At 64.3% G+C, this 13080-nt stretch carries 9 protein-coding genes; 4 read left to right on the top strand and 5 right to left on the bottom strand.

Annotation, left to right across the window (positions count from 1 at the left end):
• Positions 1 to 180: 180 nt before the first annotated feature.
• Together KQI11_RS00120 and KQI11_RS00115 are read left to right on the top strand one after the other, a co-directional pair.
• Positions 181 to 1041 carry a BtpA/SgcQ family protein gene (locus KQI11_RS00120; RefSeq protein ID WP_353653873.1) on the top strand — a complete coding sequence of 287 codons (861 nt, stop codon included), beginning with the start codon at positions 181 to 183 and terminating at the stop codon, positions 1039 to 1041.
• Between the two features lie 106 nt (positions 1042 to 1147).
• A complete protein-coding gene (locus tag KQI11_RS00115) occupies positions 1148 to 2674 on the top strand; it encodes an FGGY-family carbohydrate kinase (protein WP_216400638.1) in 1527 nt (508 codons plus the stop codon).
• A gap of 50 nt (positions 2675 to 2724) precedes the next feature.
• Here KQI11_RS00115 and KQI11_RS00110 read toward each other — a convergent pair whose 3' ends face one another.
• From KQI11_RS00110 to KQI11_RS00100, 3 genes are all read right to left on the bottom strand, one after another.
• Entirely contained in the window at positions 2725 to 3498 is a 774-nt protein-coding gene (locus KQI11_RS00110) for a GNAT family N-acetyltransferase (RefSeq protein WP_216400637.1), read from the bottom strand.
• A gap of 13 nt (positions 3499 to 3511) precedes the next feature.
• Positions 3512 to 4039 carry a GNAT family N-acetyltransferase gene (locus KQI11_RS00105; protein ID WP_216400636.1) on the bottom strand — a complete coding sequence of 176 codons (528 nt, stop codon included), beginning with the start codon at positions 4037 to 4039 and terminating at the stop codon, positions 3512 to 3514.
• A 138-nt stretch (positions 4040 to 4177) separates the two neighbouring features.
• Entirely contained in the window at positions 4178 to 5701 is a 1524-nt protein-coding gene (locus KQI11_RS00100) for a hypothetical protein (RefSeq protein WP_216400635.1), read from the bottom strand.
• Positions 5702 to 6062: 361 nt separating this feature from the next.
• Here KQI11_RS00100 and KQI11_RS00095 point away from each other — a divergent pair, with 361 nt between their 5' ends.
• The gene (locus KQI11_RS00095) at positions 6063 to 6596 is read left to right on the top strand and encodes a methylated-DNA--[protein]-cysteine S-methyltransferase (RefSeq protein ID WP_216400634.1); all 534 of its coding nucleotides are present in this window, start codon (positions 6063 to 6065) and stop codon (positions 6594 to 6596) included.
• Between the two features lie 87 nt (positions 6597 to 6683).
• Here the strand turns inward: KQI11_RS00095 and KQI11_RS00090 are convergent, their stop codons facing one another.
• Positions 6684 to 7109 carry an acyl-CoA thioesterase gene (locus KQI11_RS00090; protein WP_256135452.1) on the bottom strand — a complete coding sequence of 142 codons (426 nt, stop codon included), beginning with the start codon at positions 7107 to 7109 and terminating at the stop codon, positions 6684 to 6686.
• 14 nt (positions 7110 to 7123) lie between these two features.
• Positions 7124 to 8479: a hemolysin family protein gene (locus KQI11_RS00085; protein WP_216400633.1), complete on the bottom strand. Its 1356-nt coding sequence runs from the start codon at positions 8477 to 8479 to the stop codon at positions 7124 to 7126.
• A 621-nt stretch (positions 8480 to 9100) separates the two neighbouring features.
• On the opposite strand from KQI11_RS00085, the gene nifJ reads away from it, so the two are divergent.
• On the top strand, positions 9101 to 12646 hold the full coding sequence (gene nifJ / locus KQI11_RS00080; protein ID WP_216400632.1) for a pyruvate:ferredoxin (flavodoxin) oxidoreductase: 3546 nt from the start codon (positions 9101 to 9103) through the stop codon (positions 12644 to 12646).
• Positions 12647 to 13080: the final 434 nt, after the last annotated feature.

Here is a 13080-nt window from a genome sequence, read left to right as displayed (position 1 = left end):
TGCAATTGCCCTGTTTTCTTTTTTCAACATTCCCAATTGCGGGGTCAAAATCTCGACAAATCGGCCGCTTGCTCTCTTTTTCCCCGAGACTGTGAAAGTTGCTGCCTTTTGTTCCTGCAATTTCGTCAATTTGATAGGCGGTAAAAGGGTTTCGCCCGCTTTTTTACAGGAGTATAATAAATGACAAATCAACCAAACGCCCTGCGGGGCCTGTCTGTGAGGAGGAGTTTCATGTCCTGGGTCAAAGAGCTGTTTTCCACCGAAAAGCCGATCATCGCCATGTGCCATGTCCGCGCCCTGCCGGGCGACCCCTATTTCGACGAGGAAAAGGGGATGGACTGGGTCGTCGAGCGCGCCCGGGAGGACTTCCTGGCCCTGCAGGAGGGCGGCGTTGACGCGGTCATGTTCTCCAACGAGTTCTCCCTGCCCTACCTGACCACCGTCAAACCCGCCACCACCGCCGCCATGGCCCGGGTCATCGGCGAGCTGAAAAAGGACATCCACATCCCCTTTGGGGTCAACATGCTGTGGGACCCCTTCGCCTCCCTCGACCTGGCCGCCGCCACCGGCGCCTGCTTTGTGCGGGAGGTCATGTCCGGCGTCTACGCCGGCGACCTGGGACTGTGGAACACCAACACCGGCGAAATCGTCCGCCACCACCGCAACCTGGGGCTGAGGGGGAAGGTCAAACTCCTCTTCAACATCTTCCCCGAGGCCGCCGCCTACCTGGGGGACCGGGACATCGTGGACATCGCCCGCTCCACCAATTTTAACGACAAGCCCGACGCCATATTGGTCTCCGGCCTCACCGCGGGCGAGTCCACCGACACCCAGGTGCTCAAAAAGGTGAAGGACGCCCTGCCCGACACCCCGGTCTTCTGCAACACCGGCTGCAAGAAAGAGACCATCGAGACCCAGCTCTCCATCGCCGACGGCGCGGTGGTGGGGACCACCTTTAAAAAGGACGGGAAGTTTGACAACTTCACCGACTACGACCGGGTGGTCGACTTTATGAATACAGTCAAGGCATTCCGGAAATAGAGCTCGCTTCCTGCGCGCAAGTGGCCGGCGGCGAACTTGCAGTTCGCCGCCGGCCCTTTTGGTCTCTGCCCGCGCGTCACGGCGGGCTTGCGAAAGGGGGACTTTGATGAAACAGTACGTCATGGGCATCGACGGGGGCACCGGGGGGATGCGGGTGGGCATCTACGACCTGCAGGGGAACCCCGCCTGCTTTGCCAGCACGCCCTATCCCACCACCCACCTCCACCCCGGCTGGGCCGACCAGGCCCCCGCCGACTGGTGGCGGGCGCTGGTGCAGTCGGTGGGGGAGGCGCTGCAGAAAAGCGGCATCTCCCCCCGGCAGATCGCCGCGCTGGGGGTGGACACCACCAACTGCAGCGTCCTCCTCTGCCAGCGCGACGGCACCCCGGTGCGCGACTGCCTGATCTGGATGGACGTGCGCAGCGCCCCCCAGGCCGAGCGCATCCGCGCGCTGACGGGGGAAAACCTCTCCCCCGAGTGGATGCCCTCCAAGCTGCTCTGGCTCAAGGAGAACGAGCCCGAACACTACGAGGGGGCCCAGGTCTTCTGCGAGTACCAGGACTGGATGACCTACCGCCTCACCGGCCTGTGGAGCATCAACGTCAACTGCAGCTGCAACTGGGGGTACGACGCCCGGCTGGGGGACTTTCACCGGGATTTCTACCGGGCCATCGGCCTGGCCGACGCCCTGGACAAATTCCCCGACAAACGCGTCTTTCGGGTGGGGCAGCCCATCGGCGGGCTCACCGAGGAGGCGGCGACCCAGTTGGGTCTCTGCCCCGGCACCCTGGTCTGCCAGGGGGGGATCGACGCCTCTATCGGCATTCTGGGGATGGGCGCCTGCCGCCCCGGCCAGGTGGCGCTGATCACCGGCTCCTCCAACCTGGCCATGGTCCTCACCCCCGACCCGCCCCCCTTCGGCGAGGCCACCGTCAACGCCGGGCCGGACAACCTCATCGAGGGCTACTACACCGCCTACCGGGGCCAGGTCAGCTCCGGCTCTATCCTCAAGTGGTTCATCGGCGAGTTCTGCAAGGACTTGAGCGCCCGCTGCGAGGAGAGCGGCGAGTCGGTCTACGCCCTGCTGGACCGGGAGGCAAAGGACCTGCCCATCGGCAGCGGCGGCCTCATCGCCCTGGATTACTGGCAGGGCAACCAGCACCCCTACCTGGACGGGAACGTGCGGGGGCTGGTCTACGGCTTCTCCCTCCACCACACCCGGGCCCACCTCTACCGCGCCCTGCTGGAGGGGATCGCCTACGGCACCGAAAACCTCCTCTGCCAGCTGCGGGAGAACGGCTTTGCGGTGGAGCGGCTGCACATCAGCGGCGGCACCGCCCAGAGCGACCTCTTTTTGCAGATCCACGCCGACATCAGCAACGTGGAGATCCTCGTCCCCCGGGACAAACAGGCCTCCTGCCTGGGTTCGGCCATCTGCGCGGCGGTGGGGCTGGGGGCGTACCCCGACCTGCCCACCGCCTCGGAGGCCATGGTGGCGATGGAAAAGCGGATCCTCCCCGACCCCGCGCGCCACGCCCGCTACCAGGCGTTTTTCGAGCAGTACCGCAAGCTCTACCCCCAGTTAAAGGACTGGATGCACGACACCACCGCCCTGGCGGCAGACGACCAGTAAACCCCACAGAAGGAGCGAGAGCGCCGGCTAAAAAGCCGGCGCTCTTTTTGTCATGGGTTGCCGTTGCACGCCTCCACAAAGGCGCGCTCCCGGGCGGTCATCTCCACCCAGGCGGGGCGAAACCCGCTCTTGATGGCGTTTCGCACCGAGCGGATGTTCGACCACGCCGCGCAGTAAAAGGGCACCTTGCCCCGCTGCAGGGTCTCTGCCGCCAGCCGGCTGGTGAGGGCGGCAGCGATCCCCCGGCGGCGGTAGCCGGGCAGCACGTCGATGCCGATCTGCCACATCTCCTCGCAGTCGGCCGAGCAGCCGGCCAGCCCCACCAGTTCCGCCCCGTCGTAGGCCCCCACCGCCAACACGTCCAGCTCCCGCCGCTTTTTGCAGAGGGCGTTGCTCCACCGGGGCAGGTAGAGGGGGGCCAACTCCTCCGTCCCCAACAGCCGGGTGGGCAGGGGGGAGGGGAGGGGCCGCAGCGCCCGCAGGTCGGGGAGAAAGTACTCGGCCATAAAGCAGATTTGCTGCCCGTGGGGTGCCAAGGCGTCGTTCAAGACGTGCAGGTTGGGGGTCTCAAAGCAGTGGACGGGGTCAAACCGGTTCAGGTAATCGGCCACCAGCCCCTCCAACCCGCCGCTGACCGAGGCCACCACCCCGCCCCCGTAGGAGACCAGGTTGCAGGAGAAGGGGAGGGTGAGGTACCGCCGCGCCCTCTCGTGGGGGCGGGAGGGGACGATCCGGTTCTCCCCCGACAAAAAGTCCTCCGGCCGGCAGCTGCAGTCGATGGCCGACTGGCGCAGGGCTGTCTGGTAAATCTGTTCATTGGTCACCCGCTCCCCCTCCTCAAAGCAGCTTTTCACAGAGGTAAAACCACTTGAGCCCCGGGATGCCCAGCCCCAGGTCCACCCGGGTGCGGCGCTCAAACCCCTTCTTTTCGTAGAGGGCGATGGCCGGCGCATTTTCTTCAAAGACGTCCAGCCGCAGCGCCCGCATCCCCGCCCGGCGGCCCTCCGCGGCGGCGAAGTCCAGTAGGGCAGAGGCGATCCCCTGCCCCCGGCAGGCCGGGTCCACCACCAGGGTGTGGACGCAAAAGACCTCGCTGTAGGGGCAGTCGACAGCCCACTCGCCCTTTTCATAGGCCCCCTCGTAGAGGTGGTTGAGGATGACGGTCCCCCCGATCACCCCCTCTTTTTGGGCGACGTAGAGGGTCCCGGCGGCGACCCCCTCGCGGGCGGTCCCCTCGCCGGGGTACCCGCCCCGCTGCCAGCCGGTATAGTTGACCCCCTCCACCAGGGCGTCGATGGTCCTGGCGTAGAGGGCGGCGATCTCCTTCACCTGTTCTTCCCGCCCCTTGACGATCTTCCAATCCATCTCTCGCGCCTCCTCTTTCCTTCTTGTTTTTCCACTATACCACAGGCAGGGGGAAATCCCCTTGCTCGGCGGTGCAAAGAGAGGGGGGCAGTCGGTTGGCACCGGCCGCCCCCCTCTGGGAATGCTCTCTTTTTTCGCCTACTGGACCGGCAGAGCCTCTACCTTGTCGTAGCCGCTGAAGTTGCTCTTGACATAGGCGGCGACCTCCTGGTCGCTCTCCACCCGGTAGGAGATGTTGGACCCGCTCACGCTGGCGTCGGTGGCCGAGAACTGGTCGTTGATGGGGCCGACCTTCACCATGTAGTAGTAGACCTTCTCGATGTCCTCAAACTCCTCCTCGGGGTAGTAGGAGGTCTGCTGCTGACCCTTGACGGTGATGGCGTAAACCAGCACGATCTCGTCGTCGGAGTAGCTGCCCGGCTCGTCGTGGACGAAGTAGGAGCCCACCAACTTCTGCCCGGCGATGGTTTTGTCCTTTTTGTAGGAGAAGCCGTAGGCGCTGCTGAGGATCGAGCTCTTCTTGGAGGAGAGGAGCGACTCCGCCTGGTTCTTGGCGGCGCTCACCGTCTCGGCGGGGATGCTGGCGGCGCTGTCGTACCGCTCGGTCAGGCCGGTGATCTCGATTTCGCGCACGTCTTCCTTGATTTTGATGCGCATCCGCTTGGCGGTCTCTTTGGAGTAGACTGCCCGCACGACCACCTTGTCGCCGTTTTTCAGGCCGTCGCTGGGCTCAAACTGGTAGCTGATGGAGGAGACGAAGTTGGCCACGTCGCTGTCGTTGTAGTCGTAGTCCACATTGGCGCGGTCGAGGAGGATGTAGGCGTCTCCCGACTCGCCCTCCAGGGTGTACTCCACATTGGAGACCAGGTCCAGCCGGGTCTGGGTGAGGATCGAAATGGCGATGCCCCCGCCGATGAGGAGGACCAGCGCCGCCGCCACCCCGATAAAGGTGAGCTTGCCGGCTTTGCTCTTGGCGAATTCTTTAAATTTCTTCAGCCCCTCGCCCTTGGGCGCCTGGGGAGCCGGGGCGTATCCGCCCTGGGGAACGGTGTACCCGCCCTGCGGGGGGACAGGCGCGCCCGCCACAGCGCCGGCAGCAGCGGCAGCCGGCATCTCGCCGACGGCGCTGGAGCCCTGGGCGGCAGCCGGGTGCTTCTTCGCCCAGACCATCAAAAACACCTGGTAGCCGGCGAGGGCGATCTGCAGGAACATGCCGAACTGCAGCAGTCCCAGCCGCAGCGAAAGGGTGGTGATCAGGCTGGCGCCGCTGCCCAAAGCCCCGTAGACATTGCCGGAGAAGAGGCTGAAGCAGAACCCGATGACCCGGAAATTGAAGCAGAGAAAGAGCAGGTTCAGGCAGGCCACGGCAAAGGCGGCAATGGTGAAGGGGCGGCGGTCCTTCCAGGCAAACAGGCGGATGCCATTGCCCGCGCCGGACACGAGGGTGGCCAGCAGGGAGATAAAGAAGGCCACCATCAGCACCAACAGCAGGATCACCATGAGGCCCAAGCCCTTTTCGTTTGCGCCAAAGCTGGTAAAGTAGCTCTTGATGCTGCCGTAGACGATGCCCAGGGCGATCCAGCAGAGCAGAGCGCCGCCGCCCATGCCGATGGCCAGCCAACCGGTGGCCTTCGGCGTCAGATACTTTTTCAATTTTTCCATCTGCAAAATGTCCTCCTTGCGTGGGAGCGGCCGCCGGGGCGGTCCCGTCAGCCGAACAAATTGATTTTCTTTCGGCCCCCGCCCTGCGAAGGGTGATGTTTTTCCGGGCAGAAAGGGGGTTCATTGCCCTTATTTTAACATATATTCACGTTTTGTGCACAATTTGTTCTTATTTTTTCTGTTTTTTCCGCCGTAATGGGACAAAAATCTTCCAAAAACAGCCGTTTTTTCAGTTGCGGGGCCCCTCGACCGGGTGGGAAAAGAAGAGGGGGAGAAGAAAAGAAAAGGAGAAGGACCTCCTCGAGAAAATGTGGTAAAATAGGGTATCGCACCGCAAACACCTATTGGGAGAGGGGCCTTTATGCAGTACACCGCCACCTATCGATCCCCCCTCGGGGGGATCACCCTGTCAAGCGATGGGGAACACCTCTGCGGCCTCTGGTTCGACGGGGGAAAATATTTTGCCGCGACCCTGGCCGCCGAGCACCGGCCGCGGGAGCTGCCAGTCTTTGAGGAGACCCGGCAGTGGCTCGACCAGTACTTTCAGGGGGGCGTTCCGGGCTTCACCCCGCCCCTTGCCCCCAGCGGCTCGCCCTTCCGCCTGGCGGTGTGGGACATATTGCTGCAGATCCCCCGCGGCCAGACCGCCACCTATGGGGAGCTTGCCGCCGCCCTCGCCCGCGCCCAGGGGCGGGAGCGGATGTCCGCCCAGGCGGTGGGGGGCGCGGTGGGGCACAACCCCATCTCCCTCATCATCCCCTGTCACCGGGTGGTGGGCCGGGACGGCAGCCTGACGGGGTACGCCGGCGGCATCGCCAAAAAGGCGGCCCTGTTGGCCCTGGAGGGGGTGGAGATGGGCGGGCTCTTCCTCCCCAAAAGGGGGACGGCGCTGTGACGGCAGCCCCTTCCGGGCGGGCACAAAAAAGGGCGGGGCATATCTTCCGATATGCCCCGCCCTTTTGCGCGCTGGTCTGCCGGCCGGTCAGCCCTCTTCCCCCTCCATGGCGGAGAGGACGAGCTGGTAGATGTCCGGCCGGCGCTTTTTTAAATTGAGGGGGCGCAGGTCGGGCCCGGTCCAGCCGTGGGTGGTGCTGCCGGTGTTGATGGGCCGCTCCTCCCCCTCCTTAAAAATCTGGTAGGCAAAGACCACCCGGGCCGGGGTCAGGCGTTCGACCCAGACCTCGACACAGAGGCGGTCCTCGTAGGTGCAACTGCCCTTGAAGTGGCACTCCAGGGCGCTCAAGGGGGTGAGGACCCCCTCCTCCTCCATCTGGGAGTAGGGGAGGCCCAGGGCGGCCACAAACTCGCTGCGGGCTTGCTCATACCAGATGGGGTAGACCGAGTGGTGGGCAATGCCCATCCGGTCGGTCTCGGCGTAGCGAACGGCGATTTGGGTGCGATAGCGCACAGGCAACTCCTCCTCTACTGTTGGCCGGCAGGGGCGCCGGCCGGTTTTTTGCCCGTCTCCCCCTCGGGGGGAAGGCGGGTGATGCGCACCAGGGCGATGCGCCGCTCCTCGACCCGGGCCACCTGGAAGTGGTAGCCCCCGCAGTCGACAAAGGGGGTCTCCCCGTCGTCGGGGATGAAGCCCAGCCGGTCGGTGAGAAAGCCCGCCACCGTGTCGTAGAGCGAGTCGTCGTAGTCGATCTCGATGCCCAGCTCCTCGCAGAGGTCGTCGAGATCGGTGGAGCCGTCCACCAAGTAGGCGTCCTCCCCCTCCCGGCGGATCTCCTCCTCCTCGCGGTCGTACTCGTCCTGGATGTTGCCGACGATCGACTCCAGGATGTCCTCCATCGAGACCAGCCCGGCGGTGCCGCCGTACTCGTCCACCACGATGGCCAGCTGGGCGTGTTTTTGGGTGAGGGACTGAAAGAGGTCGCGGCACTTGACCGAGCCGGGCACGTAGGGCACCGGGCGGACATAGTCGGCGGCCCGCTGCCCAGCGGCGTCATTTTTCTCGACCAGGGGGAGCAGGTCCTTGACCATCACCACCCCGACGATGTTGTCCAGGTCGCCGTCGTAGACGGGGATGCGGGAAAAGCCGGAGCGGATGGCCGCCTCCACCAGGTCGTGAACGGTGGCCGTCCGCTCCACCGCCTCGATTTCGGTGCGGTGGGTCATGATGTCCTCGGCGGTGGTGTCGTCAAACTCGAAGATGTTGGCGATCATGTCCTTCTGGCTCTGCTCGATGACCCCGGTCTCGCCCCCCTCGTCCACCATCATCAAAATCTCCTCTTCGGTGACCGTCTCGGCCCCCTTGGGGGTCCTGGCGCCAAAGAGGGCGGCCAGGGCCCGCCCCAGACCGGCGGCCAACAGCCCCAGGGGGAGGGCCAGCAGCGAGAGCAGCCGGTAGACCGGCAGCAACCCCCTGGCGCAGGCGCGGCTGTACCGCTGCCCCAGGGCGGCGGGGAAGAAGCGGCAGAGGGCGGCGAAGAGGGCGCTCCAGACAAGGGCGGCCCCCAGCAGCCAGACCGGGGCAAACCAGGCCCCGCCAGCGGTCACTGCCTCCAGCGCCCGCTGGGCGGGGCGGGCGGCGGCCAGTGCGGCCAGCAGCCCCCCAAAGCCCAGGGCCAGGGTGCCGGTGAGCACCGCCGCCTCCGTCCGGCGGGGGGCGCGCATCAGCCGGGCCAGGGCCGCGTCGGCGCCGGTGAGGTCGGTCTGTTTGCGCAGCCGGTCATCCCAGTCGGCGAGGGCGCCGTGGTAAAAGGCGGTGAGTAGGGCCGCCCCCAGCGCACAGCCAAGGGCGAGAAATAGCCAACAAGTCCCGTCAGGGTCCATTCTGTTTTATCCTCCTCTATGAGCGCCCTCGGCGGCAGCCCGCCGGGGCGGTGATCGCGTTTCCCCCGCCCCGCCCCTTTGCAGGGCAGGAGAGACCCCTCCCCTCGAAAAAGGGGGAGGCGGCGCGTTCGGCAGCGCGTTTCCCACCCCCTTTCGCGCGGCGGGGCGGGCTCCCTCTCAATTTGTGTGGATTTTTCGCCGCGGCAAAAAAGGGGGGAGCGAGGGCATTTTTGGCAAGATATATATCTTTTATCATACCGGCATCGGCCGCCCTTGTCAAACGGGGGCGAACGCCGGGAAAAAAGCCTGTCCCGCCGCCCCACAGGTGGAATTTTCTTTTTCCGCCGGGGGGAAGATTTGTCCCGCTTTTCCTTTACAATAGGGGATAAACGTGTTAGAATTTTGAAGTAAAGAGGGGAGAAAATTCCCCTTCTTTTGCCCGCCAAAACAATAGCTTCCGCAGAAGAAGGCCTTCTCCGGCCTTTTCGTCGCGCTCTTTTGCGCCTTTGCGAGGGGCCAGGGCCGGGCGCAGCGCATCTGCGCACTTGTCCGGGCCGGGCGGCCCAGCGGGCGTGCCCCAGCAAGCAAAGAGGTTCTCTTTAATCAAAAGGAGGAAACACAATGGCAAGAAAAATGAAGACCATGGACGGCAACAATGCCGCCGCGTATGTGTCCTATGCGTTCACAGAAGTGGCTGGCATTTACCCCATCACCCCGTCCAGCCCCATGGCCGACTACGTTGACCAGTGGTCTGCCCAGGGCCAGAAGAACATCTTCGGCGACACCGTCAAGGTCGTCGAGATGCAGTCGGAGGCCGGCGCTTCCGGCACCGTGCACGGCTCGCTGAACGCGGGTGCGCTGACCACCACCTACACCGCCTCGCAGGGCCTGCTGCTGATGATCCCCAACATGTACAAGATCGCCGGCGAGCTGCTGCCCGCCGTCTTCCACGTGTCTGCCCGCACCGTGGCGTCCCACGCGCTGAACATCTTCGGCGACCACTCCGACGTCTACGCCTGCCGCCAGACCGGCTTTGCCATGCTGGCCGAGACCAACCCCCAGGAGGTCATGGATCTGGGCGCTGTCGCCCATCTGGCCGCCATCAAGGGCCGGGTCCCCTTCATCAACTTCTTTGACGGGTTCCGCACCTCCCACGAGATCCAGAAGATCGCCATCTGGGACTACGAGGACCTGAAGGACATGGTGGACATGGACGCCGTGGCCGCCTTCCGCCAGCGCGCCCTCAACCCCGAGCATCCCACCATGCGCGGTTCCCACGAGAACGGCGACATCTTCTTCCAGCACCGCGAGGCCTGCAACAGCTACTACGACGCCATCCCCGAGGTGGTCGAGGAGTACATGGGCAAGGTCAACGAGAAGCTGGGCACCAACTACCACCTGTTCGACTACTACGGCGACCCCGCTGCCGAGCGCGTCATCATCGCCATGGGCTCCATCTGCGACGTGGCGGAAGAGGTCATCGACTACCTCTGCGCCAAGGGCGAGAAGGTCGGCCTGGTAAAGGTCCGCCTCTACCGGCCCTTCTCCGCCAAGCACCTGCTGGCCGCCATCCCCGAGACCGCGACCAAGATCGCCGTTCTCGACCGCACCAAAGAGCCCGGCGCCTACGCCGAGCCCCTGCACCTGGACGTCATGAGCGCCATGGCCGAGGCCGGCCGCAAGGCCACCATCGTCGGCGGCCGCTACGGTCTGGGCTCCAAGGACACCACCCCGGCCAGCGTCTTCGCCGTCTATGAGGAGCTGTCCAAGGACGCCCCCAAGGCCCGCTTCACCATCGGCATCAACGACGATGTGACCCACCTGTCCCTGCCCGAGCACGAGGCCCCCAACACCGCGGCTGAGGGCACCATCGAGTGCAAGTTCTGGGGTCTGGGCGGCGACGGCACCGTCGGCGCCAACAAGAACTCCATCAAGATCATCGGCGACCACACCGACAAATACGTGCAGGCGTACTTCCAGTACGACTCCAAGAAGACCGGCGGCGTGACCATCTCCCACCTGCGCTTCGGCGACAAGCCCATCAAGAGCCCCTACTACATCAACAAGGCCGACTTTGTGGCCTGCCACAACCCCTCCTACGTCATCAAGGGCTACAAGATGGTGCGGGACGTGAAGCCCGGCGGCGTCTTCCTGATCAACTGCCAGTGGGACTTCGACGAGCTCAACCAGCACATGCCCGCCGAGGCCAAGCGCTACATCGCCAAGAACAACATCCAGCTCTACACCATCAACGCCATCGACAAGGCCATTGAGATCGGGCTGGGCAAGCGCACCAACACCATCCTGCAGTCGGCCTTCTTCGCCCTGGCCGGTGTTCTGCCCAAAGAGGACGCCATCACCTACATGAAGGACGCCGCCACCCGCAGCTTCTCCAAAAAGGGCGAGGCCATCGTCAAGATGAACCACGACGCCATCGACGCCGGGTTTGACTACTACGTGAAGATCGACGTGCCCGCCGACTGGGCCGACGCCGCCGACGCGGTGGACGAGACCGTTCTCGCCGGCACCAACGGCAAGCTGGTCAACATGGTGAAGAACATCCTCCAGCCCGTTGGCAAGATGGACGGCGACAGCCTGCCGGTCTCCGCCTTCGTGGAGCACGCCGACGGCACCTTCGAGCAGGGCGCTTCCGCCTACGAGAAACGCGGCGTGGCCGTGACCGTTCCCCAGTGGGATGCGGACAAGTGCATTCAGTGCAACCGCTGCGCCTATGTCTGCCCCCACGCCACCATCCGCCCCTTCGCCCTGAACGAGGATGAGGTGAAAGCCGCTCCCGCCGGGCTCAAGAGCGCCAAGATGGTCGGCAAGGGAATGGAGAACTACCAGTTCACCATGTCCGTCTCCCCCATGGACTGCATGGGCTGTGGCGTCTGTGTCGGCGTCTGCCCGGCCAAGGAGAAAGCCCTGACCATGGTCGCTCAGGAGAGCCAGATCGACCAGCAGCCTGTGTTTGACTACCTGGTGGAGAAAGTCGGCAAGAAAGAGGGCATGCCCGCTGCCGAGACCGTCAAGGGCAGCCAGTTCGAGAAACCGCTGCTGGAGTTCTCCGGCTCCTGCGCCGGCTGTGCCGAGACCTCTTACGCCCGCCTGATCACCCAGCTGTTTGGCGACCGGATGTACATCTCCAACGCCACCGGCTGTTCCTCCATCTGGGGCGGCCCCGCTGCCACCTCCCCCTACACCGTGAACAAAGAGGGGCACGGTCCCGCCTGGGCCAACTCCCTGTTTGAGGACAATGCCGAGCACGGCTTTGGCCTCTACCTGGGCCAGAAGGCCATCCGCGAGAGCCTGATCGCCAAGGTCGCCGAGATGGCTGCCAACAGCGAGGACGAGGGCTTCAAGGCCGCTGCCAAGGCTTACCTGGACAGCAAGGACAACGGCAAGGCCAACAAGGCCGCCACCGCCGCCCTGATTGCCGAGCTGGAGAAACATCCCACCTGCCCCGACTGCCAGGACATCCTGAAGAAGAAAGAGTACCTGGCCAAGAAGTCGGTTTGGGCCTTTGGCGGCGACGGCTGGGCCTACGACATCGGCTTCGGCGGCGTTGACCACGTGCTGGCTTCCGGCGAGGACATCAACATCATGGTGTTCGACACCGAGGTCTACTCCAACACCGGCGGCCAGGCCTCCAAGGCCTCTCAGATCGGCCAGGTGGCCCAGTTTGCCGCTGCCGGCAAGACCATCGCAAAGAAGAGCCTGGCGGAGATCGCCATGTCCTACGGCTACATCTACGTGGCGCAGATCGCCATGGGCGCCGACATGAACCAGACCATCAAAGCCCTGGCCGAGGCCGAGGCTTACCCCGGCCCCTCGCTGGTCATCGGCTACGCCCCCTGCGAGATGCACTCCATCAAGGGCGGCATGGTCAACTGCCAGGCCGAGATGAAGAAGGCTGTGGACTGCGGCTACTGGAACATGTTCCGCTTCAACCCCGCTCTCAAAGAGCAGGGCAAGAACCCCTTCATCCTGGACAGCAAGGCCCCGACCACCGATTACAAGGAGTTCATCATGAACGAGGCCCGTTACTCCTCCCTGACCCGCTCCTTCCCCGAGCGCGCCGAGAAGCTGTTTGAAGAGGCCGCGGAGAACGCCATCAAGCGGTACAACCACCTGCTAAACCTGCAGAAGATGTACGAGGCCGAGTAGGCTCACCAAAGCTACATAGACTGCTAAAAAAAGAGAGCTGCCGAGAGGCAGCTCTCTTTTTATGCCAGTGGGCGGGGCAGAGGGGGGCACTGCTCCCGAGCGACGGCGGCGAGAAGGCCCTCTATCTCCCGGCGCTCCTCTGCCGACAGCTTTTCTCCGCCCGCCGGCACTGCTTGGCTGCCCAGCTGCTCGGAATAGGGCGCGCGTTCGCTCCCCCCAGTATTGGAAGGCGCGCCAGCGATTTTCCACGCCCAGTTCCGCTATGGCCTGGACCACGGCGCCTGTCGAAGAAGTGCTCCCGCACACCCGAATACAGGAGACTTGCCTGGCCTCCTCCTCACCCTTTGAAAGTCCTCTGCCCCGCCAAGGACTGCCGCAAAAAAGGCGGCAAACAGAGACGTCGAAATTCCCCCGAATAAAATCTCCTCTTAAAA

It is taken from the genome of Acetanaerobacterium sp. MSJ-12 (assembly GCF_018917875.1).
Lineage (GTDB): Bacteria > Bacillota > Clostridia > Oscillospirales > Ruminococcaceae > Bittarella > Bittarella massiliensis.
The sequence above is the reverse complement of the archived record's forward strand: the minus strand, read 5'-3'. Positions and strand labels throughout refer to the sequence as shown.

Excerpts from the sequence above, each read along its gene's own strand:
- KQI11_RS00120 (WP_353653873.1), top strand. The coding sequence starts at position 181 with ATGACAAATCAACCAAACGCCCTGCGGGGCCTGTCTGTGAGGAGGAGT.
- KQI11_RS00115 (WP_216400638.1), top strand. The coding sequence starts at position 1,148 with ATGAAACAGTACGTCATGGGCATCGACGGGGGCACCGGGGGGATGCGG.
- KQI11_RS00105 (WP_216400636.1), bottom strand. The coding sequence starts at position 4,039 with ATGGATTGGAAGATCGTCAAGGGGCGGGAAGAACAGGTGAAGGAGATC.
- KQI11_RS00100 (WP_216400635.1), bottom strand. The coding sequence starts at position 5,701 with ATGGAAAAATTGAAAAAGTATCTGACGCCGAAGGCCACCGGTTGGCTG.
- KQI11_RS00095 (WP_216400634.1), top strand. The coding sequence starts at position 6,063 with ATGCAGTACACCGCCACCTATCGATCCCCCCTCGGGGGGATCACCCTG.
- KQI11_RS00085 (WP_216400633.1), bottom strand. The coding sequence starts at position 8,479 with ATGGACCCTGACGGGACTTGTTGGCTATTTCTCGCCCTTGGCTGTGCG.
- nifJ (WP_216400632.1), top strand. The coding sequence starts at position 9,101 with ATGGCAAGAAAAATGAAGACCATGGACGGCAACAATGCCGCCGCGTAT.